Annotated in this window: 20 protein-coding genes and 1 tRNA gene; 12 read left to right on the forward strand and 9 right to left on the reverse strand. The window is 71.2% G+C overall.

Annotated features, from left to right (window positions below; all coding sequences use genetic code 11):
* Positions 1-99: 99 nt before the first annotated feature.
* From ACWDGI_RS04285 to ACWDGI_RS04295, 3 genes are all read right to left on the reverse strand, one after another.
* A complete protein-coding gene (locus tag ACWDGI_RS04285; RefSeq protein WP_450755118.1) occupies positions 100-1,191 on the reverse strand; it encodes a HAMP domain-containing sensor histidine kinase in 1,092 nt (363 codons plus the stop codon).
* A complete protein-coding gene (locus tag ACWDGI_RS04290) occupies positions 1,188-1,928 on the reverse strand; it encodes a response regulator transcription factor (RefSeq protein WP_351747300.1) in 741 nt (246 codons plus the stop codon). The genes ACWDGI_RS04285 and ACWDGI_RS04290 overlap by 4 nt, the downstream gene beginning before the upstream one ends.
* A 110-nt stretch (positions 1,929-2,038) precedes the next feature.
* Complete coding sequence (locus tag ACWDGI_RS04295) at positions 2,039-2,737, reverse strand: spermine/spermidine synthase domain-containing protein (protein ID WP_450755120.1); 699 nt, start codon at positions 2,735-2,737, stop codon at positions 2,039-2,041.
* A 259-nt stretch (positions 2,738-2,996) separates the two neighbouring features.
* Between ACWDGI_RS04295 and ACWDGI_RS04300 the strand changes: the two genes are divergently transcribed.
* A complete protein-coding gene (locus ACWDGI_RS04300; RefSeq protein ID WP_450755122.1) occupies positions 2,997-3,830 on the forward strand; it encodes a rhomboid-like protein in 834 nt (277 codons plus the stop codon).
* Between the two features lie 99 nt (positions 3,831-3,929).
* On the opposite strand, the gene ACWDGI_RS04305 is transcribed toward ACWDGI_RS04300, so the two are convergent.
* Positions 3,930-4,727 carry a GNAT family N-acetyltransferase gene (locus ACWDGI_RS04305; protein ID WP_450755124.1) on the reverse strand — a complete coding sequence of 266 codons (798 nt, stop codon included), beginning with the start codon at positions 4,725-4,727 and terminating at the stop codon, positions 3,930-3,932.
* Positions 4,728-4,897: 170 nt separating this feature from the next.
* Between ACWDGI_RS04305 and lon the strand changes: the two genes are divergently transcribed.
* The gene (lon, locus tag ACWDGI_RS04310; protein ID WP_450755126.1) at positions 4,898-7,318 is read left to right on the forward strand and encodes an endopeptidase La; all 2,421 of its coding nucleotides are present in this window, start codon (positions 4,898-4,900) and stop codon (positions 7,316-7,318) included.
* Between the two features lie 67 nt (positions 7,319-7,385).
* On the opposite strand, the gene ACWDGI_RS04315 is transcribed toward lon, so the two are convergent.
* Positions 7,386-8,192, reverse strand: coding sequence for a lysozyme (locus ACWDGI_RS04315; RefSeq protein ID WP_450755128.1), 807 nt, complete (start codon positions 8,190-8,192; stop codon positions 7,386-7,388).
* Between the two features lie 275 nt (positions 8,193-8,467).
* On the opposite strand from ACWDGI_RS04315, the gene ACWDGI_RS04320 reads away from it, so the two are divergent.
* On the forward strand, positions 8,468-8,959 hold the full coding sequence (locus ACWDGI_RS04320; RefSeq protein WP_450755130.1) for a MarR family winged helix-turn-helix transcriptional regulator: 492 nt from the start codon (positions 8,468-8,470) through the stop codon (positions 8,957-8,959).
* A 71-nt stretch (positions 8,960-9,030) separates the two neighbouring features.
* Here the strand turns inward: ACWDGI_RS04320 and ACWDGI_RS04325 are convergent, their stop codons facing one another.
* Positions 9,031-9,819 (reverse strand): protein phosphatase 2C domain-containing protein, encoded by a 789-nt coding sequence (locus ACWDGI_RS04325; protein WP_450755132.1) that lies wholly within the window; start codon positions 9,817-9,819, stop codon positions 9,031-9,033.
* A gap of 408 nt (positions 9,820-10,227) precedes the next feature.
* On the opposite strand from ACWDGI_RS04325, the gene ACWDGI_RS04330 reads away from it, so the two are divergent.
* From ACWDGI_RS04330 to ACWDGI_RS04350, 5 genes are read left to right on the forward strand one after another with little or no spacing between them, the layout of a single operon-like run.
* Positions 10,228-13,239 (forward strand): nitrate- and nitrite sensing domain-containing protein, encoded by a 3,012-nt coding sequence (locus tag ACWDGI_RS04330; RefSeq protein ID WP_450755134.1) that lies wholly within the window; start codon positions 10,228-10,230, stop codon positions 13,237-13,239.
* Positions 13,236-13,739: a roadblock/LC7 domain-containing protein gene (locus ACWDGI_RS04335; protein ID WP_450755136.1), complete on the forward strand. Its 504-nt coding sequence runs from the start codon at positions 13,236-13,238 to the stop codon at positions 13,737-13,739. Before ACWDGI_RS04330 ends, ACWDGI_RS04335 begins: the two co-directional genes overlap by 4 nt.
* A complete protein-coding gene (locus ACWDGI_RS04340) occupies positions 13,736-14,164 on the forward strand; it encodes a DUF742 domain-containing protein (RefSeq protein WP_365801610.1) in 429 nt (142 codons plus the stop codon). Before ACWDGI_RS04335 ends, ACWDGI_RS04340 begins: the two co-directional genes overlap by 4 nt.
* Positions 14,145-14,780: a GTP-binding protein gene (locus ACWDGI_RS04345; protein WP_450755139.1), complete on the forward strand. Its 636-nt coding sequence runs from the start codon at positions 14,145-14,147 to the stop codon at positions 14,778-14,780. Before ACWDGI_RS04340 ends, ACWDGI_RS04345 begins: the two co-directional genes overlap by 20 nt.
* Positions 14,781-14,827: 47 nt before the next feature.
* Positions 14,828-16,081: a styrene monooxygenase/indole monooxygenase family protein gene (locus ACWDGI_RS04350; protein WP_450755141.1), complete on the forward strand. Its 1,254-nt coding sequence runs from the start codon at positions 14,828-14,830 to the stop codon at positions 16,079-16,081.
* 265 nt (positions 16,082-16,346) lie between these two features.
* On the opposite strand, the gene ACWDGI_RS04355 is transcribed toward ACWDGI_RS04350, so the two are convergent.
* Positions 16,347-16,559, reverse strand: coding sequence for a hypothetical protein (locus ACWDGI_RS04355; protein ID WP_450755143.1), 213 nt, complete (start codon positions 16,557-16,559; stop codon positions 16,347-16,349).
* A gap of 106 nt (positions 16,560-16,665) precedes the next feature.
* Positions 16,666-17,163 carry a DUF6083 domain-containing protein gene (locus ACWDGI_RS04360; RefSeq protein WP_450755145.1) on the reverse strand — a complete coding sequence of 166 codons (498 nt, stop codon included), beginning with the start codon at positions 17,161-17,163 and terminating at the stop codon, positions 16,666-16,668.
* Between the two features lie 181 nt (positions 17,164-17,344).
* On the opposite strand from ACWDGI_RS04360, the gene ACWDGI_RS04365 reads away from it, so the two are divergent.
* The 4 genes from ACWDGI_RS04365 (at position 17,345) to ACWDGI_RS04380 (ending at position 20,492) form a co-directional block, all read left to right on the forward strand.
* Positions 17,345-17,429, forward strand: a tRNA-OTHER gene (locus tag ACWDGI_RS04365).
* An 808-nt stretch (positions 17,430-18,237) separates the two neighbouring features.
* Entirely contained in the window at positions 18,238-18,891 is a 654-nt protein-coding gene (locus tag ACWDGI_RS04370) for a TetR/AcrR family transcriptional regulator (protein ID WP_450755147.1), read from the forward strand.
* Between the two features lie 10 nt (positions 18,892-18,901).
* The gene (locus ACWDGI_RS04375) at positions 18,902-19,240 is read left to right on the forward strand and encodes a hypothetical protein (RefSeq protein ID WP_450755149.1); all 339 of its coding nucleotides are present in this window, start codon (positions 18,902-18,904) and stop codon (positions 19,238-19,240) included.
* 103 nt (positions 19,241-19,343) lie between these two features.
* Positions 19,344-20,492, forward strand: coding sequence for an NlpC/P60 family protein (locus ACWDGI_RS04380; RefSeq protein WP_450755151.1), 1,149 nt, complete (start codon positions 19,344-19,346; stop codon positions 20,490-20,492).
* Between the two features lie 13 nt (positions 20,493-20,505).
* On the opposite strand, the gene ACWDGI_RS04385 is transcribed toward ACWDGI_RS04380, so the two are convergent.
* Positions 20,506-21,444 (reverse strand): AurF N-oxygenase family protein, encoded by a 939-nt coding sequence (locus ACWDGI_RS04385; RefSeq protein WP_450755153.1) that lies wholly within the window; start codon positions 21,442-21,444, stop codon positions 20,506-20,508.
* Positions 21,445-21,600 lie beyond the last annotated feature (156 nt).

A 21,600-nucleotide genomic window follows, 5' to 3' on the forward strand; every position in this document is an offset into this window, starting at 1 on the left:
GGCCGCACCTGATCACACGTGTCCGGCTGCGCGGGCGTCCGTGGGACCGCAGGTGGATCTTGAGGCTCCGGATCGAACTTTACGTCAACTTGGCAGGGATCAAAGCCCCGGGAGGGTGACGATAATCCTGCAGCCCCGGTCGGATTCGGCCACGCCGATCCGGCCGCCGTGCAGATCCACCGCCCACCGGGCGATCGCCAGTCCCAGCCCCGTGCCGCCGTCGCTGCCGGGCCCGTGCGGCCGTCGTACGGCTCCCCGGTTGAAGCGTTCGAAGACGCGGTGCCACTCCGAGCGCGGAATGCCGGGGCCCTCGTCCAGGACCTCCAGCTCCAGCGACTCCGGCTGCAGGCCGCGCCGGGCCTTCAGGGTCACCCGCCCGTGCGGCGGGCTGTGCTTGACCGCGTTGTCGATGAGGTTCGCCACCACCTGGTGGATGCGCTCCGGGTCGGCGTGCGCGGTCAGCTCCGGCGGGGAGACGTCCAGGTGCAGATGGACGTCCGTCCGGGTGTGACTGCCGGAGTTCGAGGCCAGACCGCGCGCCCCGGCGACCATGTTGGCCTCCTTGAGCACGCCCGAGAGGTACGGCCACACCTCGAAGCGGCGCTGCCGCAGCGGTACGACGCCGTTGTCCAGGCGGGAGAGGTCCAGCAGGGTCTCCACGAGCCGTCCGAGGCGCTCGGTCTGCTTGAGGGCCGTGCGCATGGTCTCGGTGTCCGGCTCGGCGATCCCGTCGACGACGTTCTCCAGGACGGCCCGCAGCCCCGCGATGGGCGTGCGCAGCTCGTGCGAGACGTTCGCCACCAGTTCCTTGCGCTGGCGGTCCTGGGCCTCCAGCTCGTCGGCCATGACGTTGATCGTCTCGGCCAGGTCGCCCAGCTCGTCCCGGCGGTTCTCCCGCACCCGGCGCGTGTAGTCACCCTGCGAGATGGACCGGGCCACCGCGTTCATGTCGTCCAGCGGCGCGGTGAGCGAATGGGCCACGAACTGCGTTATCAGCAGTGTGGCGATCATCGAGAAGACCGTGATGAAGCGGAGCTCCGTCTTGGTGTGCACCGCGATCATCGACAGACCCGTGGTGATCAGGACCGAGACGACGACCAGCGCGCCGAGCTTGGTCTTGATCGAGAACGGGCGCACGGTGCCCCAGGGCTCCTCCCCGGGGCCTCTCGGTCCGGCCGGCCCGGCGGTCATGGCGTCGGTGTCTCCAGCGCGTAGCCCACACCGTGCACGGTGCGGATCCGCTCGGCGCCGATCTTCCGGCGCAGCGCCTTGATGTGGCTGTCGACCGTGCGGGTGCCGGAGGCGTCCGCCCAGTCCCACACCTCGGCGAGCAGCTGCTCACGGGAGAGCACCGCGCGCGGGGTGTTGGCCAGGCACACCAGCAGGTCGAACTCGGTCGGCGTGAGATGCACGTCCTCGCTGCGCACCCGCACCCGGCGCTGCGCGTGGTCGATCTCCAGCTCGCCCAGGCGCAGGATGCCGGACCGGGGGGTGGAGGCCGCGACGGCCGCCCGCTCCACCCGGCGTAGCAGGACGTGCACCCGGGCCGCCAGCTCCCGCATGGAGAACGGCTTGGTCATGTAGTCGTCGGCGCCGACCCCGAGGCCGACCAGCATGTCGGTCTCGTCGTCGCGCGCGGTGAGCATCAGCACCGGCACCGGCCGCTGGGCCTGCACGCGACGGCAGACCTCCAGACCGTCGAAGCCGGGCAGCATGATGTCGAGGATCAGCAGATCGGGCTGCCAGGCCTCGGCGGTGTCGACGGCCGCCGGCCCGTCGCCCGCGGTTTGCACGAGAAATCCCTCGGCGCGCAGGCGGGCCGCGATGGCGTCGACGATCGTGGGGTCGTCCTCGACGACCAGAACCCGGCGCTGGGCGCCCGGAGTAGCCGTCGCCGTGCCGTTGTGGGAGGTGTGTGTCTGCTCCATCGCCCGCCCCTGTGTGCTTTCCGGAACCAGTGGGGTGATCCCATGACTGCGATTGACGCTTGAATGATCCGCGTCAGGGATGCACATTACGGGGACAGGCGCCGCACTCGCTATCCAGGGCGGACGGCAAGGTGAACGACGTCCGGAACGCCCCGGGCAACCGGGATCTCTTCGGTACGCACCTGTTTGAACCCGGCATTCCACAAGGTTTCCTCGAATTCGGCAGAGGGCTGCGCGGACCATACGGCGAGCACCCCGCCCGGCCTCAACACCCTTGCGCAGCTTGCGAGTCCGGCCGGTGAGTAGAGGCCCTCGTTGTCCTCGTCGACGGTCCAGCCGGGCCCGTTGTCGATGTCCAGGCACAGCGCGTCGAATGTGTCGGAAGTCTCATTGACGTACGCGACGAGATCGTTTTCGACGATCACCGTGCGCGGATCGGCGAACGCGCCCGCGGACAGCGGCGACAGCGGGCCGTCCCGGTGCCAGTCCACGACCGCCGGCTCCCGCTCCACGACCGTGATCCGCCCCCAGCGGGGGTCCCGCGCGGCGTGCGCGAGCGAGAACCCGACGCCGAGCCCGCCGATCAGCACGGCCGGCTCCGCCCGTCCGTCCAGGGCGTCCCGGGCGGCGTCCACGAGCAGCCGCTCCGAGCGGCCGTCGGAGGTGTCCATCAGGAAGCAGCCGTTGGCGATGATCTGCAGCAGCCCGCCGTGTCTGCGCAGGACCACCTCGCCGTACGGCCCCTCGCGCCGGTCCAGGACCACGGGGGGACCGTCGTCCACGGACACCGGGCCCATGATGTTCGCCATGCCGGCCATCCTGCCCCAACAGGGCTTTGCGGCCACGCGAATTACGGGTGTCGGACGGTCCCCCCGGGTGTCACTCGTTCGAGGGGCCGCCCGGCGCTTCGCGCCCGCAGTCGGCCGCAGGTGACTCATATGGTTTCCTCCCGACCCCTCACAGTTATTCGGAAAATCCTGTGAATCGCTCTCCGCGTGGCCTCGGTCATAGACAGCGACTCGCGGGACGGCGAAGGCTGGTGAGGTGAAACGGAAGGAGCGCCTCACCGTGGAACGGACCGTTGGGGCCGCGTCGACGCCCACGCCGGAGCCCGTTCTGGCGACTTCGCCGGGGGCTCTGGCGGCGGGGCCGTTCCCCGCGGCGGAGGTGGCCGTCCTGCTGGACGGTGTGCCCCGCCAGCGCGGCTCGGACGGGCTCCCCGCCCCGAGGGCCCTGCGCCCCGCCCTCCGCCTCCGTCCCTGGCGCCTGCTCCCCACCCCCACCGGCGCCCCGGTCACCTTCGCCTACACGGCTGTCCTGGCCCTGACCTCGCTCTTCGCCGTCTACGCCGGCCCCGGCCTGCTGCACGCCGTCTACCAGGACTCCAGCACCGACGTCGCCCACCTCCTGCGCACGCCCGTCTTCGTCCTGCTGGCCAGTGCGCTGTGGGTCGCCGGCGGTCTCCTCTCCCCGTACGCCCTCGCCTTCGTGCTGGTCCTGACCGCGCTGGAGCGGCGGATAGGGGGTGCCCGGACGATCCTCGTCTTCCTGACGGGCCATGTGCTGGCCACCCTCGCCACCGAGGTCCCGGTCGGTTTCGCGGTCCTGGTCGGCCACCTCCCCGACAGTTCCCTGCACCGCCTCGACTACGGCATCAGCTTCGGCGTGGCCGCCAGCATCGGCGCCCTCTCCGGCCTGCTCACCCCCTGGCTGCGCTGGCCCCTGCTCGCCGTGGTCGGCTACAGCCTCGTCACGGACCTCATCGCCTTCGAGGACCCGATGACCAACTGGGGCCATCTGATCTCACTGGGCATCGGGACGGCGCTCTGGCCTGCGGTCCGGCGCTGGTACCGGGAACAGGCCCGGGCGGGCGCGAGCGGTACGGCCACGACCGCTCCGTGACGCAGGGGCTCAGTCCCGGCGCGACGCCGCGGGCCCCTTGGCCGGCTCCGGGATTCCAGGAGCCGCTGCCCGCCGCCGTGGCGCGCCGTGTGGACTGCGTCAGTGAGCCGGGGTCCAGACGTACGGGGTCGTGGTCGTCACCGCCCTGAAGCCCAGCCGCTTCAGGATCGGGGCGCTGTCGGCCGAGGCCTCCACGAGGAGGTAGGGCGCGTTCCGGGCGGCCGCCCGGGTCGCCCGCAGGGCCACCAGGGCGCGGTAGACGCCCTTGCCCCGCCACTCGGCGAGTGTGGAGCCGCCCAGCAGCACGGCGAAGTCCGTGCCGGGCCGGAAGGCCACCCAGGCCGCCGACACGACCTCCCCGGCCGCCTCGGCCACGTACACCTCGTTGTCGTCGGGTGCGACCGTGAGCCGGCCCCGCAGGTACCCGGCGATCCACGCCATGTCCTCACCCCACACCGCCGTCTCCAGCGCCGCGATGCGGTCCAGGTCCGCGTCGGCGGTGACCCGGCGCAGGGCCACCTCCGGGGGAAGCGCCGGAGACCGTGCGGCCAGCTCCTCGACCGGGGCGATCACGACGGTCTCCCGCGGCTCGGGCACGAAGCCCGCCGCGCGCAGCCGGCCGGGGAGGTCCGCCGGGTCGTCGTGCCCGCGCGTCTTCCATTCCACCGCCTCCCCGCGGGCCGCGAAGAAGTCCCGTTGCCGGGCGATCAGCGCGTCCAGCTCGGGGCCGCGCACACCGCCCCAGTCACGCGGCCCGGTCACGAAGCCGCGGTGCTGGCCCACGACCCGGAGCACGGGGCCGTCGTGCTGGTAGGTGATCCCGGGCGCGGGGACGGGCTGGACGGCGCGCATCTGGGCGTCGTAGGCGGCCAGCAGGGCCGCGTCGGTGTCGGTCATCGGCCGACCGTAGGGGGAATGCACCCGTGCCGGTCCACTGTTTTTCTTTCACAGGTGCCATACCGCCAGGTCACCACCCGATCGCTCAGAGCGAACGCGGCCCGGGGAACATTCCGAGGCTCACATGCATTGAGTCGGCATAGCTCAAGTTCAATGCCGAAGGGGAGATCATGGCTTCGACGTCCGCATCACTCACCCTCCCTGTGCTGCCGCTCGACGGCGAGGTCGTGCTGCCCGGGATGGTGGTCCCGCTGGACCTCAAGGACCCCGATGTACGTGCCGCCGTGGAGGCCGCCCAGGCCGCCGCCCGTACCGAGCCCGGCAAGCCCAGGGTGCTGCTGGTGCCGCGTATCGACGGGACCTACCCGAGCACCGGTGTGCTCGGCACCGTGGAGCAGGTCGGCCGGCTGGCCGACGGTGACCCCGGCGCGCTGATCCGCGGCCGTCACCGCGTCCGCATCGGCGCCGGTACCACCGGCCCGGGTGCCGCCCTGTGGGTGGAGGGCACCCGTATCGAGGAGAACGTCCCGGAACCGGTGCCCGGTCATGTCACCGAACTGGTCAAGGAGTACAAGGCCCTCGCCACCGCCTGGCTGCGCAAGCGCGGCGCCTGGCAGGTCGTGGACCGGGTGCAGGCCATCGACGAGGTGTCCCAGCTCGCCGACAACTCCGGTTACTCGCCCTTCCTGACCACCGAGCAGAAGATCGAGCTCCTGGAGACCACCGACCCGGTCGCCCGTCTCAAGCTCGCCACCCAGCAGCTGCGCGACCACCTCGCCGAGCAGGACGTGGCCGAGACGATCGCCAAGGACGTCCAGGAGGGCGTCGACAAGCAGCAGCGCGAGTTCCTGCTCCGCCGCCAGCTCGAAGCCGTCCGCAAGGAACTGCGCGAGCTGAACGGCGACTCCGCGAAGGACGGCGAGGAGTCCGACGACTACCGCGCCCGCGTGGAGGCCGCCGACCTGCCGGAGAAGGTCCGCGAGGCCGCCCTCAAGGAGGTCGACAAGCTGGAGCGGTCCAGCGACCAGTCGCCCGAGGGCTCATGGATCCGCACCTGGCTGGACACGGTGCTCGAACTGCCGTGGAACGAGCGGACCGAGGACCAGTACGACATCCAGGGCGCCAAGGCGGTCCTGGACGCCGAGCACGCCGGCCTGGAGGACGTGAAGGAGCGGATCACCGAGTACCTGGCGGTGCGCAAGCGCCGCAGCGACCGGGGTCTCGGAGTCATCGGCGGCCGCCGTGGCGGTGCCGTGCTGGCCCTCGTCGGCCCGCCCGGCGTCGGCAAGACCTCGCTCGGTGAGTCCGTCGCCCATGCCATGGGGCGCAAGTTCGTCCGGGTCGCCCTCGGCGGTGTCCGGGACGAGGCCGAGATCCGTGGTCACCGGCGTACGTACGTCGGTGCGCTGCCCGGCCGGATCGTGCGGGCCATCAAGGAGGCCGGTTCGATGAACCCGGTCGTCCTGCTCGACGAGATCGACAAGGTGGGGTCCGACTTCCGGGGCGACCCGGCGGCCGCCCTGCTCGAAGTCCTCGACCCGGCGCAGAACCACACCTTCCGCGACCACTACCTGGAAGTGGAACTCGACCTGTCCGACGTCGTCTTCCTGGCCACCGCCAACGTCCTGGAGGCCATCCCGGAGGCCCTGCTCGACCGTATGGAGCTGGTCCGCCTGGACGGCTACACCGAGGACGAGAAGGTCGTCATCGCCCGTGACCACCTGCTTCCGCGCCAGCTGGAGCGGGCCGGACTGGCCAAGGACGAGGTGATCCTCGACGAGAGCGCGCTGCGCAAGCTCGCCGGCGAGTACACCCGCGAGGCGGGCGTGCGCACCCTGGAGCGGTCGATCGCCCGGCTGCTGCGCAAGGTCGCGGCCCAGCACGAACTGGGCGAGCGGGAGCTGCCGTTCACGATCATGGACGGGGACCTGCGCGCCCTGATCGGCCGGCCGCACCACGTGCCCGAGTCCGCCCAGGACCCGGCCGAGCGCCGTACGGCGGTCCCGGGTGTGGCGACCGGGCTCGCGGTCACCGGAGCGGGCGGCGACGTCCTCTTCGTGGAGGCGTCCCTGGCCGACCCGGAGACGGGCGCGGCGGGTCTGACCCTCACCGGTCAGCTGGGTGACGTGATGAAGGAGAGCGCGCAGATCGCCCTGTCCTTCCTCCGCTCGCACGGCGCCGAACTGGAACTCCCGGTCGGCGACCTGAAGGAGCGGGGCGTGCACATCCACTTCCCGGCGGGCGCGGTCCCGAAGGACGGCCCGAGCGCCGGCGTCACCATGACGACGGCCCTCGCGTCCCTGCTGTCCGGCCGGCTGGTCCGCACGGACGTGGCGATGACCGGTGAGGTCTCGCTGACCGGCCGGGTGCTGCCGATCGGTGGCGTGAAGCAGAAGCTGCTCGCCGCCCAGCGCGCCGGGGTGAGCACCGTCATCATCCCCAAGCGCAACGAGGCCGACCTGGACGACGTCCCGGCGGAGGTGCTGGACAAGCTCGACGTCCACGCCGTCACCGACGTCCGCCAGGTCCTGGAGCTGGCGCTCGCGCCCGCCACGAACGGCGCGACGCCGGAGGTTCCGGTAGCGGCGTGACGGACGCTGCCGGATGAAGAGGGCCCGGGTCCCCGCGAGGAGGCCCGGGCCTTCGTGCTGTGCGGTGTCAGCCGTTGGCGAGTGCGATCACCCGGTCAATGGCCCCGTTGAACTTGTCGTGGTCTCCGACGGTCGGGCCGGACGACGTGTACTGCCACGCCGTGTAGTACGACCAGCCGGCCGGCAGCGTGCCCACGTCCGAGGCGTACCGGGCGACCCACAGCGGGTTGGCGGCGGCGAATCCGCTGTAGTTGCCGGTGCAGTCGGTCCACCAGCTGGTCGCCGTGTAGATCACGGCGTTCCGGCCGGTGCGTGCCTTGTAGGTGGTGAGGAAGTCGGCGATCCAGCTGACCATCGCGCTCGCGGACTTGCCGTAGCACGCGGCGCCGTACGGGTTCCACTCGATGTCGAGGACGCCGGGGAGGGTCCGGCCGTCCTTGGACCAGCCGCCGCCGTGGTCGACGAAGTAGTTGGCCTGGGTGGCGCCGCTCGTGGTGTCCGGGGTCGCGAAGTGGTACGCGCCACGGATCATGCCCACGTCGTAGGAGCCGTTGTACTGCTGGGTGAAGTAGGGGTTCGTGTAGTACGTGCCTTCGGTCGCCTTGGTGTACGCCCATTTGACCCCGCTGCCCAGCAGGGTCGACCAGGCGACGTTGCCCTGGTAGCCGGCGACGTCGACACCCTCGGTCTGGGTGGCGTCGCCGCTCTTGGGCGTACCGCTCTGGCCGTCGTGGGCCAGGACGCCCATGCCCATGTACGCCGAACCGCGGGCGGGGGCGGCCGGGTCGGCGTGGGCCGGGGGCATGGAGACCGTCGCGAGCAGCAGCGCGAGGAGTCCGGTGAGGACAGTGGGGGCGGGTCTGTGCACGGGCATGACGTGCCTCCGTGGGGTGAGGTGGGGTCCCAGATATGCCAGAGACGGTCGGCGTGAGAGGCGCGACACGACGCGGGGTCACACGGCGCGACGCCAACCGCTGGCGTGGGCATGCCATCGATTGCCTGGTAGAGACGCTACGCACGTGGAGAACACCGGGGAAGGGGGTCCGGAGGCTGCCGTTGGTCTACGCCTGCGGAATACTTGGCGAGCTGCGGCGATGACGGGGTTTGACGGAAACTTTCAGGACTGCGAAACCGATCAGGGGTGCTGACGTGCACGAGGACGACAAGGGCGACGAACAGCGCGCCGCCACCGGGTTGACGCCAAGTGGTGCAGACCAGGAATTCCTGACCCTGGAACGCGAGTTGACGGTGCTGCTGCGACGCGCCCGGGCCAACCAGGGGGAGATGGCCCGGGAGGTCCACCCCGACCTTGAGTCCGCCGCCTACGGTCTGCTGGTCCGGCTCGACGAGTGCGGCGGCCAGCGCGCCACCGAACTGGCCGCCTACATCGGCGTCGGCAAGGCCACCATGTCACGCCAGCTGCGGGCGCTGGAGGAGCTCGGGCTGATCGCCCGCGAACCCGACCCGGCCGACGGACGGGCCTGGCTGGTCGCCCTGACCGACGAGGGCCGGCGCCGGGTCGGCACGGTCCGCGAGGCCCGCCGCGGCCGTTACGTCCGCCAGCTCGCCCACTGGCCCCGCCAGGAGGTCGCCGAACTGGCCCGACTGCTGCACCAGCTGAACGGCGTGATGGAGAGGTAGCCGCCGCCGGGGGCTTCAGGCGCACCGGGGGGCTTCAGGCGCACCGGGGGGCTTCGGGGCGCGCCGGGGCTTCAGAACTCGACGTACACCACCGTCGCGTCGTCGTGCGTCTTGCTCCGCCGCAGGAACGCCCGCTTCTCCCGGTCGGCCGCCTCCAGCTCCCGTACCCGGTCGACCAGCGCCCGCGCGCCCTCCTTGCGTACGACGTCGAAGAGGGCCGCCCAGTCGCCCTCGTGGAACTTCTCCGTCCAGCGGGTCGCCCCGTCGGTGAGGGCGGCGAACGCGCCGACCCTGTTCCGGGGCACGCTCCCGGCCACCGCACGGGCCGCGACCGAGGGGTCGGCGGCGGCCGTGAAGAAGCCGCCCTCCTTGTTGCGGACCGTGGCGTCGGCGATCGCGTCCGAGGCCAGCGAGGAGCGGGGGACGCGGTCGAGCCGGTCGTCCAGGACCGGGGTGACCCGGCCGTCGGGGGAGCGCAGGAGCAGTGCGGAGTCGGACAGGACGAGGTACTCCAGGGTCTCCTCGGACCAGCGGGTCAGGACGACCGTCGCCTGGGGCGTGCGCGGGTGAGAAAGGTCACAGGTGTCACCATGTGCGTCGGCTGTGCGCCGGATCGCCTGTCCGAGGATCTCCCGCAGTGTCAGATCTGGTGCCGAAAGGGTCAGTTCGGTCAGCGCGCCGCCGAGCCGCGCGGTGAACCAGGGGACGGAATGCAGACAGCCGGTCCCGTCCTTGGGTGGAGTGACCCCGTCCAGGACGATCGCACAACCCCCCTGCCCCGAGGCGGGAAGTCCGACACCGGCGAAGTCCTCGTTGGGGCGGTCGCGGGCACCGGGTTCCGAAACGAGTTCAGTTCGCATCCGGCCAGTCTGCACGACCCCTTCACGATCTTCGCCAAAGGCTGGCAACCGCCCGGGAATATACGCGGTCTCGCAGGTCAGCCGCCTGTTTTGGGCTGGAATGGCGCACTCCGGGAAGGCGTGGTGGCGAATCCTGTCAAAGCCTGTCGCCCGCGTCCAACCGGCCCGCCGGAAAGGGGTTCCGCACGCTCCGCCGGAACTTGCCCGCCAACTCCCCTCCGATGTTCACTCCTTCGGGTGGCGGGTCAGGCGATGCGAGACCGCCGCCCACCGGCGCTGGGAGGGTCGGGGACCTACATAACGGGTGCACGTACCGGGTACACGCACCACTTGGCACCGAAATGCCGGGGATTATGACGGGGTGCCACCCGGCTCCTTGGGTACACGAGTTCAGGAATGCGAGCACCGGTGCAGAAGACGCGGCCTCGGCGCACAGGCAAGAAGACGGCTTCCGAAACGGGCGCCGCCGATCCCGTCGGCACTGGCCGTCGCAAGCATGTCCGCACGCGGCTGATCGTGGCCGTGGCGGTGGTCGCCGCGGCGATCGCGGGGGCCGGCGCGCCCGCCCTGCTGACCGCCTCCGGTCAGCTGAGCGACTCCCAGGACCTGGTGACCCTCGCCGGGCGCACCCAGGACGCCCTGGCGCTGGCCAACTCGCTCGCCGACGAGCGCGACGACGTCACCTCCTACGTCGCCGCGGGCCGCCCCAAGTCCAAGGCGCCCTCGCAGGACCGCGGCGCCCGGGTCGACCGCCAGGTCGAGGACCTGCGCGCGAACACCGACATCCCGGGCTGGCTGCGCACCGACCTGGACGGCATCGCGGCCGTCCGCCGGTCCGCGCTCACCGGCCAGAGCACGGCCCTGCAGGCGCACGAGGCGTACTCCCGGACCATCACCGAACTCCACCGGCTCGCCGAGGAACTGGCCGAGCAGACACCCCCGAGGGCCGGCTCCGGCGCCTACGCGCTCGCCGAGCTGGACTCCGCCGTCCAGCAGTCCGCGGCCGCCCGGGGTCTCCTCCTCGCCGCCCTGGCCATCCCCAGCACCACCCGGACCACGATCGACCCGCTCACCGGTCTGCCCACCACCAGCACCACCACCTCGGACGCCGACCGGAAGCAGCGCGACGCGCTCACCGCCGCCGCCCAGCAGGCCAGGCTGCGCGCCGACGCGGCCCTCGCCGCCTTCCGCGACACCGCGCCCGAGGCGGCGGTCGAGTCGTACGACTCCACGGTCACCGGCAACGACGTCAACGACGCCGACAAGTACCTGGCCGCCCTCACCGACCAGCCGACCCTCTCCGACGGCGACCTCGCCACCGGCACCAAGAAGCTGGACACGGCGCTGTCCGCCCGGGTCGACCTGATGCGGGGCGCCGAGTCCGCCCTCTACGACCACCGCACCAAGGACCTCGCGGGGCTCCGCGACGACGACGTCACCGCGCTGGAGATCCGGATCGCGGTGCTGGGCGCCCTGATGCTGGTGGCGGTCGGCATCGCCACGGCCATGGCCCGCACCCTCACCCGCCCCCTCTCGGTGCTCCGCCGGGGATCGGCGCGGCTGGCCGAGGCCGAGGACCCGCGCACCGCGGAACCGGTCGCGTTCACCGGCCGCGACGACGAGTTCGCCCAGGTCGTCCGCTCGGTCAACGCCCTGCACGCACACGCCGCCGAGCTGTACGACCGCATCGCCACCCTGGAGACCGACCGCAAGCACCTGGTCGGCCAGCGCCAGAAGATGGCCGACGCCCGCGAGGAACTGCGCGCCGAACTGACCGCCGCCGGCGACCAGCTGGAGCGGCTGCGCACCAGCATCGGCGGCACCTTCGTCAACCTCGCGCTGCGCACCCTCGGCCTCGTCGAACGGCAGCTCGCCGTCATCGAGGGCCTGGAGGAGCGCGAGCAGGACCCGGACCGCCTGGCCACCCTCTTCAAGCTCGACCACTTCGCCACGGTCATGCGCCGGCACAGCGAGAACCTCCTGGTCCTCGCCGGCACCGAGCACGTCCAGCAGCACGCGGGCCCGATCCCGCTGGTGGACGTCGTGCGGGCGGCGGTCAGCGAGATCGAGCGCTACGAGCGGGTCCGTATCTCGGCGCTGCCCCCGCACGCGCACGTGGCCGGCTTCGCCGCCGACGACCTCAGCCACCTGCTCGCCGAACTCATGGAGAACGCCACCTCGTTCTCGCCGCCCGACGTGCCCGTGGAGATCTCCGCCTGGCTGCTGGAGAGCGGCGAGGTCATGCTCTCCGTGCAGGACGAGGGCATCGGCATGACCGCCGACCGCCTGGTCCGCCTCAACGGCCGCCTGGCCGACTTCGACCCCGAGGCGCCGTACGACCAGGAGGGCGAGAACGGTCTCGGGCTCGGCCTGTACGTCGTGGCCCGCCTGGCCCACCGGCACGGCGTCCGGGTGCAGCTGCGCGAGCAGAAGCAGGGCGGGGTGGCGGCGGTCGTGGTCCTGCCCCGGGCCCTGCTGGCCGCGGCCCCCGCGACGGCGGTCCCCTCGGCCGCCACGGCTGCCGGCGGCGCCCACGGCTTCTCGCTGCCCGGCGCGGACGCCGAGGTCAACTCCAACGTCCTCCACGGCCGCCCGAAGTCCGGCGACCCCCTGGTCACGCTGGCGGAGCAGGCCGTACGGAAGGCCGACGAGCAGCCCGCCCACGAACAGGCGGCCGTACCCAGGGCGACGGCCCCCGAACCGGCGGGCCGCCCGAAGGCCCCGGCGGAGACCCTCGCCGAGACGACGATGGAACTCCTGCTCCCGGACCATTCGGAGCAACCGACCGCGACACCCGAACAGCCACCCCGAGCCACCGCGGGGGAGCAGCCGTACCCCGCCGCTGCCGCCGGAGAGCAGGCGTACCCCGCCGCTGCCGCCGGAGAGCAGGCGTACCCCGCGGCCGGGGGGCAGGCCTACCCAGCCGCCGGTCAGCGGACGCATCCCGCTGACGCCGAGGGGCATACCCGGCCGCGATCCGCGGGCGCCGACGGTGAGCGGTCCCCGCTGGGGCCGCCCGCAGGCGCCCACGGAAGCCGCACAGGCGGTGCGGGTGGCATCGACGGCTTCGGTGAAGCCCGCACCGACGGCTTCGGCGAAGCCCGCACCGACGGTCCCCTCGCGGACGGCGGCGCCGACGACGAGGACCCGGTCACCAGCAAGGGCCTCCCCAAGCGCACCCCCAAGATCACCGCCCAAGCCCCGGCCCCCCGCCAGCGCGGCACCGGCGTCGACGCCGACGCCCTGCGCCGCAGGCTCGGCGGCTTCCGCAGCGGCGCCGACGCCGGCCGCCGTGACGTCGCGGCGGAGATCGCCGAGCAGACCGGCCAGAACCAGGTGCCTGGCACCACAGCAGCGGTACCCGGATCAGCCGCATCCGGTGAAGCCACGGGGGGCACAGTCGAGGAGGCAAGCAGTTGACCGCGCCCAGTACCTTCGGACTGAGCAGTGAGGCCCGTAACCTGCACTGGCTGCTGAGCAACCTCGTGGAGGAGGTGTCCGGCATCCAGTCGGTCGCCGTGGTCTCCTCGGACGGTCTGCTCCTGCTCTCCTCGGACCCCGGACGCAACGAAGCGGCCCGGGAGGCCCGCACCGAGAGGCGGCGCGGCCCGCGCGGCTCCGCCGCCGACCTCGCCACCATCGTCTCCGGCATCGGCAGCCTGACCGTCGGCGCCGCCCGGCTGATGGACTTCGGCGGGGTCAAGCACACGATGGTCGCGATGGACGAGGGCAGCCTCTTCGTGATGTCGATCAGCGACGGCTCGCTGCTCGGCGTGCACGGTTCCGCGGAGTGCGACATGAGTGTCGTGGCGTACCACATGGCGCTGTTCGTCGGCCGCGCCGGTCACGTCCTGACCCCCGAGCTCCGCAGCGAACTGAGGAAATCCCTGGAGGCAGACGCGACGAGGAGCGGCCAGTGAGCAACGCGCCGAAGAACCGCAGGCAGAACCTCCCGGTGCGCGGCGACCGAAAACCCGCCCGCGTCCGCCCCTACTCGCTCACCGGCGGCCGTACCCGCTTCGGCCACGTGCTCCTCGTGGAGACGTTCGTCGGCAGCACGGCCGCGCTGGAGGCCCCGGAGGAGCGCAAGGAACTGACGAATGGTTCCCTCAACACCCGGGTCATGCCGGAGATGCGGGCCATCGTCGAACTGTGCCGCCGGATGCGCACGGTGGCCGAGATCGCCGCGCTGCTGAAGATGCCGCTCGGTGTGGTCCGGGTCCTGCTCAGTGACCTCGCGGACCAGGGAAAGATCCGTGTGTACGGAACGGGGACCGGTCACGGCGTGGGCCGCCCGGACCGCGCTCTGCTGGAAAGGGTGCTGAGTGGACTACGCCGTCTCTGACGCCTCCGGCGTCGCCCCGCTCCTCGACGGCGAGGAGCAAGTGCGGTCCTGGCAGACGGACCGCGGCCGGGCCCCCATCGCCACGAAGATAGTCGTGGCGGGCGGTTTTGGTGTCGGCAAGACCACGCTGGTCACCGCCGTCTCGGAGATCACGCCCCTGCAGACCGAGGCGCTGATGACCGAGGCGAGCGAGGAGACCGACGACCTCACCGCCACGCCCGGCAAGCTCACCACCACGGTGGCCATGGACTTCGGCCGCCTCACCCTCGACGACGACCTCGTGCTCTACCTGTTCGGCACGCCGGGCCAGCAACGGTTCTGGTTCATGTGGGACGACCTGGTGCGAGGCGCGATCGGGGCCGTCGTGCTCGCGGACACCCGGCGCCTGAAGGACTGCTTCCCGGCGCTGGACTACTTCGAGAGCTGCGGGCTGCCGTACGTCGTGGCGGTCAACCACTTCGACGGCAGCGAGCGCTTCGAACCCGAGGACGTGCGGGAGGCGTTGACGATCCCGCCGCGCATACCTGTAATGATCATGGACGCCCGCCGCCGTGTCCCGGTGATCGAGACACTGCTGTCCCTGGTCGCCCACGCGCTGGACGAAACCCCTGAGTAGTCCTCGGGCAGTCCCCGAGTAGATCCTCGTTAGGAGCCACCACCCGCATGCGGAAGATACTCGTCGTGGGGGCCGGCCAGTCCGGTCTCCAGCTCGCCCTCGGCCTCCAGTCCCACGGCTACGAGGTCACCCTGATGTCGAACCGGACCGCGGACGAGATCCGCTCCGGCCGGGTCATGTCGACGCAGTGCATGTTCCACACGGCACTGCAGCACGAGCGCGATCTCCAGCTGAACTTCTGGGAGTCCCAGGCCCCGAAGATCGAAGGACTCGGCGTCTCGGTCGCCGCCCCCGGCTCCTGGGCCGAGGGCCCCGCGGCCCGCGCGATCGACTGGGTGGGCAGGCTCGACGGGTACGCGCAGTCGGTCGACCAGCGGGTGAAGATGGCCGGCTGGATGGAGACCTTCGCCCAGCGCGGCGGCCAGCTGGTCATCCACGGCGCGGCGGTCGGCGACCTCGACTACTTCGCCCGCGCCTACGACCTGGTGCTGGTCTCGGCGGGCAAGGGCGAGCTGGTCCAGATGTTCGGCCGGGACGCCTCCCGCTCCCCCTACACGGAGCCGCAGCGGGCCCTCGCCGTCGCCTACGTCCACGGCCTCGGCCCCCGCCCCGAGCACCCGGACTCCCACGCGGTCCGCTGCAACCTGGTCCCCGGTGTCGGCGAACTCTTCGTCATGCCGACCCTGACCACCTCGGGACCGGCCGACATCCTCTTCTGGGAGGGCATACCCGGCGGCCCGCTGGACGTCTTCAACGGCGTCAAGGACCCGGCGGAGCACCTCTCCCTGACCCTGGAACTCATGGAGCGGTACACGCCCTGGGAGTACGCGCGGGCCACCAAGGCCGAACTGACCGACGCGGGCGGCACGCTGGCCGGCCGCTACGCACCCACCGTCCGCAACCCCGTCGGCCGCCTTCCCGGCGGCGGCCTGGTCCTGGGCGTCGCGGACGTCGTCGTCGCCAACGACCCGATCACCGGCCAGGGCTCCAACTCGGCCGCCAAGTGCGCCGCCGCCTATCTCGCCTCGATCCTCGAACACGGCGAGAAGGAGTTCGACGAGACCTGGATGCAGCAGACCTTCGACCGCTACTGGGACACCGCCCAGCACGTCACCAAGTGGACGAACGCGATGCTGGCGCCCCCGCCGGAGCACATCCTCAACCTCATCGGTGCGGCAGGTCAGCTCCCGCCGGTGGCCAACCGCTTCGCCAACGGCTTCAACGACCCTTCCGACTTCGAGAACTTCTTCTACGAGCCGGAGAAGACGGAGGCCTACCTGGCATCGGTCGCTGGAGCCTGACGGGTCTCTGACCTGGGCTCCGGCTGTCGCCCTCTGTCGTTGTTGGTCGACGTTGGCTGCCCTCGGACGGCCCACAGACGGCCCCGGATGTGGGGCCGCCTGTGGCCTGTGACGTTCAGCTACCTCGCCCTGAACCAGGGCCTGCCGCTGGTTCCCTCGGGATGCCCGTGGGCCGGATAGACGTTCATGAGCGGAACTCCAAGTTCAAGCCGTTGGTTGAAGCGCGCTGTGAGAGGGGCAGGCCCCGAAGAGCCTGCTCCGCCCATCACTTGCCCTTCGGCTTGTGCTTGGTCGGGTCAACGAGCGTGCAACCCTGGCCAACCATGGGTGTCGGCGGAAGGGGCTTGCCCTTCACGGCCGTGACCTCGGTCTTGGAGCCGGGGACCTTGTACTGTCCCGACTTCGGCGCCGGCGTACCCGGCGTGAGCTTCTTGGCCATCCTGATCACCTGCCCTTCGAGCTGGATAAGGTCGATCACGACGCTTTCCGCACGCTGCACTTCGCAGGGAAAGCGGCTCGACGCCGGCCGCCGGAGTACGCCGGAATCCGACCGTGTTCGCGGCTGTTGGTGTCAGCCGCTGGTGTCACCGATCAAGCGACCTCTTGACAACCGATCGCCCGGCCTGCTCCGCAGCGCACAGGAACTGATGGGCCGGTGTCACCAGCTCGCCCGGGATCGGATCAATGCCGCGCACTCGGACCGCCACGATATCGATCACGACGGGAGAGTGAGGGGGCTTGATCTCGACCAACCGCCACCGGAAAGGCCGGGGAACGTCCTTGGCCGGCAGCTCCGTCATGGCCAAATGGACCCATCGATCATAGACAGTGGGATAAACCCGCACGTCAGCCCCACACAGGCGGCAAGTCGGCGGCTCCACAAACGTCACATCGTCGGGGTCGAACGCGGGTCGAGGTGGCGCCGTTGCGCCCTCTTTCTCCGCCATTTCGTTGGCGAGCCGATTCCAACAGCCGTCGCACAGCACAGCCATGAGATCAATGCGCCCTCGACTGCGGACCGTCGGGTCGGTCTCCCCGCAGCGCTGGCATAAGTGCTCGTCACGATTGCCGGTCGCCCCCATGTGTCCGAGTGTGAGCGAATCTGACCGGGTCGTAGTAGGTCGCGATTTGGCCTCATTTGAGGATCAGTGGCACAGGTGACCATCCGGGCGCGGCGACGGGCTCGACCTGGGCCGGTGACCTGAGACGGCATCCCCTGAAAAGAGGTGGGCTCGCCGGTCTCCGAGTCAGTACGATCCGCCTGGCCATGTGTCGTTCAGCGGCCTAGGACGTCGTACGCGGGTTCGCCCCGATGCGGAAACCCCGGTTCGAATCCGGGCCATGGTCACCCTTGGCGTGTTGTTCCTCAACTGTGCTTCGCTGATGGGAGCCTGCGCGGGTGCCGAGGCGACCATTGCTGAGCAGGGGAAGGACTGTCGTCGCCTGTCGTCATCCGTCGCCGGCGGTCGCCCCCGGACGGCCCTCAGACGGCCCAGCGCCGACTGTCCCTGAGGCATGGGCTGACCCCGGTTGAGGTCGGCGCTCGGCCTTGGACGCGGTCGGAGTCGGTTCGGTACGGTTTGGACCGTGGCGGTCCCTGGCGAGGATGCCTTGCTCCTCCGGCTGGCGCCTCCTCGTTGGAGGCGAACATCGGGCACGGTGTTGTGGAAGCGGGGAAGTCAGGGACCGACCACGTGAGCAATCTTGAAAACCGTCGTGGCGCCCGTCACCGTGGGTTCAAATCCCACACCCACCGCAGGTGAAAGGCCCCTGACTGGGAGAGACGGTCAGGGGCCTTCGCGTTGCTCGGCGCCCGTCAGGTGCCGTGGTTCACCGTGGTTTACCGCTCAATCGGGCACGGATGGGGCACGGTACTCGCGTCGATGAGCGGAACACCTCCACCAGTAGCCGAAGGCCTATCTGGCATCGGTGGCCGGCGCCGCCTGATCCGGGCGGTTTCCGGCCGGGGGTGCGTGGTGGTTGCTCGCGCGGTTCCCCGCGCCCCTCAGGCAGGTGCGCTGGTCCCACCCAAAGGGCGCGGGGCTGTATTCGACATGTGGCTCCGCCGGATGGGCGCGACCGGCCACGACGGCGCCGTGCCCGACGACGGCCGGCGCCCGTCGCGGCGCCCCCGGCGGAGCGCATACGCTGCACCCATGACCCCGCAGGCCGCCACCCCCGCCTACCGCAGGCTGTCCGTCGAGGAGCGGCGCAGCCAGCTCCTCGAAGCGGCCCTCTCGCTCTTCGCACAGCGCGTCCCCGAGGACGTCTCCCTCGACGACGTGGCGGAGGCGGCCGGGGTCTCCCGCCCCCTGGTGTACCGGTACTTCCCGGGCGGCAAGCAGCAGCTCTACGAGGCCGCCCTCAGGTCGGCCGCCGAGGAGCTGGAGCACTGCTTCGACGAACCCCGCGAGGGCCCCCTGCTGCCCCGCCTCTCCCGTGCCCTCGACCGCTATCTCGCCTTCGTCGACCAGCACGACGCCGGCTTCAGCGCCCTGCTCCAGGGCGGCAGCGTGGTCGAGACCTCAAGGACGACGGCGACCGTGGACGGCGTACGACGGGCCGCCGCGCGGCACATTCTCAGCCACCTCCGCATCGCCGACCCCGGGCCCCGGCTGCGGATGACCGTCCGCATGTGGATCACGGCCGTCGAGGCGGCCTCCCTGATCTGGCTCGACGAGGACAAGCAGCCGGCCGTCGAGGAGCTGCGGGACTGGCTGGTGGACCAGTTCGTCGCCGTACTGAGCGTCACCGCGCGCCGCGACCCGCAGACGGCCGCCCTCGTCGACGCCCTCGCGGCGGATGGCTGAAACTGGTGCCGTGAAGAGTCAGGACACCCCGTTCGAGGGCGGCCCCATGGACGGGCGCGTGCTCCCGGTGCTGCTCGGTATGACCGGCCACCCCCCGAAGACGTACCGCATCCCGGTCCCGGACCCCGCCGGCGGCCCGCCCACCGTCCTGGTCTACCGGCGCGTCCCCCGCGGACAGAGCAAGCGCCTGGGCCTGACCCAGGGCTGGAAGTACGAGTACGATCCCACGGGCCGGGGTGGCGGCGGAGAAGGTCTGAAGTGGCCGTGGTCGAAGCCGGATCCGGTCCCGGACCAGCCTCCCGCACCGGACAGCACCCCGCTCCGCAAGCCGGATGACACGGACGGGTGAAACGACTGGGCCGATAAGCCCATAATCGCTGCGCGGATCAAACGTACAGGTCTGATTATCACGATGCGGAACGGAGAGGCCGTCCCGCATCGGAGGTGATGACGTGTCAGGAAGGTTCCTGCGCCTGGCCTGTACGGCGGCGGTGGCGGCCCAGGCCGTCCTCGCGCCCGTGCCCGCGCTCGCCGCGCCGCCCGCGCCCGGCCCCGAGCGGCCGGTGGCCGAGCTGCTGACCGACCTTCAGCAGCGGTACCGGCAGGCGGAGCAGGCCACCGAGACCTACAACGCGACCGAGGAACGGCTCGAGCGGCAGCGCGCCGAGGTGGACCGGCTGGACGACGAGCTGGCCAGGTCCCGGCTCTCCCTGCACTCCAGCAGGGACGAGGCGGGCCGGCTGGCCCGGCAGCAGTACCAGAGCGTCACCGGGATCTCCCCGTACGTGCGGCTGCTCCTGGCCCGCGACCCGCAGCACGCGCTCGACGAGGGCCATGTCATCGGGCAGTTGGCGCGCGAGCGGGCCGAGACGGTGGGACGTCTCGCGGACGACGAGAAGCGGCAGACCGACCTGGCCCGCAAGGCCCGCAAGGCGCTGGACACCCGACTCGCCCTCGCCGAGAGCCAGAAGAAGCAGCGCGACGAGGTCCAGGGCCGCCTGTCCGAGGTGGAGCGCATGCTGGCCTCCCTCACCCCCGCCCAGCTGACCGCCGTGGCCGACCTGGAGCGGACCAGCACCGCCGACGCGCAGCGCGCACTCACCACGTCCGGTGCCCTCAGCGCCACCACACCGCCCCCGTCCCAGGAGGGCGACCGCGCGGTGCGCTACGCGGTACGGCAGCTGGGGAAGCCGTACCAGTGGGGCGCGCAGGGCCCGACGTCGTACGACTGCTCGGGCCTGACCTCGCAGGCCTGGGACCATGCCGGCACCCCCATCCCCCGCACCAGCCAGCAGCAGTGGGCCGACCTGCCCCACGTCCCGCTGAACCAGCTGCGCCCGGGTGACCTGGTCGTCTACTTCCCCGAGGCCACCCACGTGGCCCTCTACCTGGGCGACGGCAAGGTGGTCCAGGCCCCCCGCCCCGGTGCGAGGATCAAGGTCTCCCCGATCGCCGCCAACCCCATCCTGGGGGCCGTGCGCCCGGACCCGAGATCCCGGCCCCTGGGCCGCTACACACCCCCGGCCATCCCGAAGACGGCGACGGAGGGCCCGGACGAGACTTTCGGGGAGCCAGGACCGACGGCTCCGACCGCCACCTGAGGACGCGTGGGGCTCAGGCCAGCAGCCCCGAGCTCTTCCACAGCCGCCGACCGGCGCCCCGAAGAACACCGATGTCGTCCAGGAAGTCGGTCAGTTTCCGCGCGCCGTTCTGCATGACCTCCCGCCGGTGGCCGCTCGCCCGTACCTGGGCCACCGCCTCCCGCCGGTCCAGGCCCACGTTCGTGTAGACCTCGGGATTGACGAAGGCCACCGAGAACACCCGCGCGAACTCGCCGGAGGTGACCCGGGTGAACTCCTGGGACCAGCGAGGTGCCGTCATCATCTGGCGGCGCAGCTCCTCGCGGGCGTACCGGACGTGCCGGGCCTCCTCGACCACGTGGATGCGCGTGACCCCACGGACCAGTGTCTGCACCCGCTCGTCGGGGAACGTCAGCCGCTGCATCCAGTCCAGGACCTCCTCGCCGAGCAGCGTGGCCGTGAAGGAACCGGGCGTGGTCGAGATCGTCTTGAACAGGCGGCCCAGGTTGAGGTGGGCCCGACTCACCGGGTACCAGGGCGCGTCACCGCGGGCGATCAGGCGGGCGAACATCTTCGAGTGCCGGCACTCGTCCTCGATCTCGGTCAGCGCGTAGCGCACGTGCGCACTCGTGGCCGCCTTGTCGTAGATGTGCCGCACCAGAAGCTGCATCAGGATCAGCTCGAACCAGATGCCGAGCGAGGCGAGGGCCGCGGCCTCGTGCTGGGAGAGCAGGATCCGCTGTTCCTCGGACATCCGCCGCCACATCGGGGTGTCGTAGAGCGACACCAGCTCCGGCGGCCAGAACCACTTGCCCTCCTCGAAGGGCGCGTCCCAGTCCAGCTCCTTGTCCGGGTCGAAGGAGTGCTTCGCGGAGGAGACGAGCAGCCGTTCGGCCACCTGCTCGCGGTCCTTGAGCAGGCCGAGCGCGTCGCGCAGTCCGTCGACCGCGTCCGCTTCCGTCAGGGTCGTCATGGCTCCCTCACCTCGTTACCCGGGGTATGTTGCGTCGGCTCTTATGAGACCGCTTGTCAGCAAGACGGTCAATCCCCCGCGCGCGACTTGTTGACTCCGCGTCTACCCGGATCCCGTCCCATCGCCCCCGAACAGCCCGCCCGGTTCAGCCGGCCC

It is taken from the genome of Streptomyces sp. NPDC001220 (genome assembly GCF_053597895.1).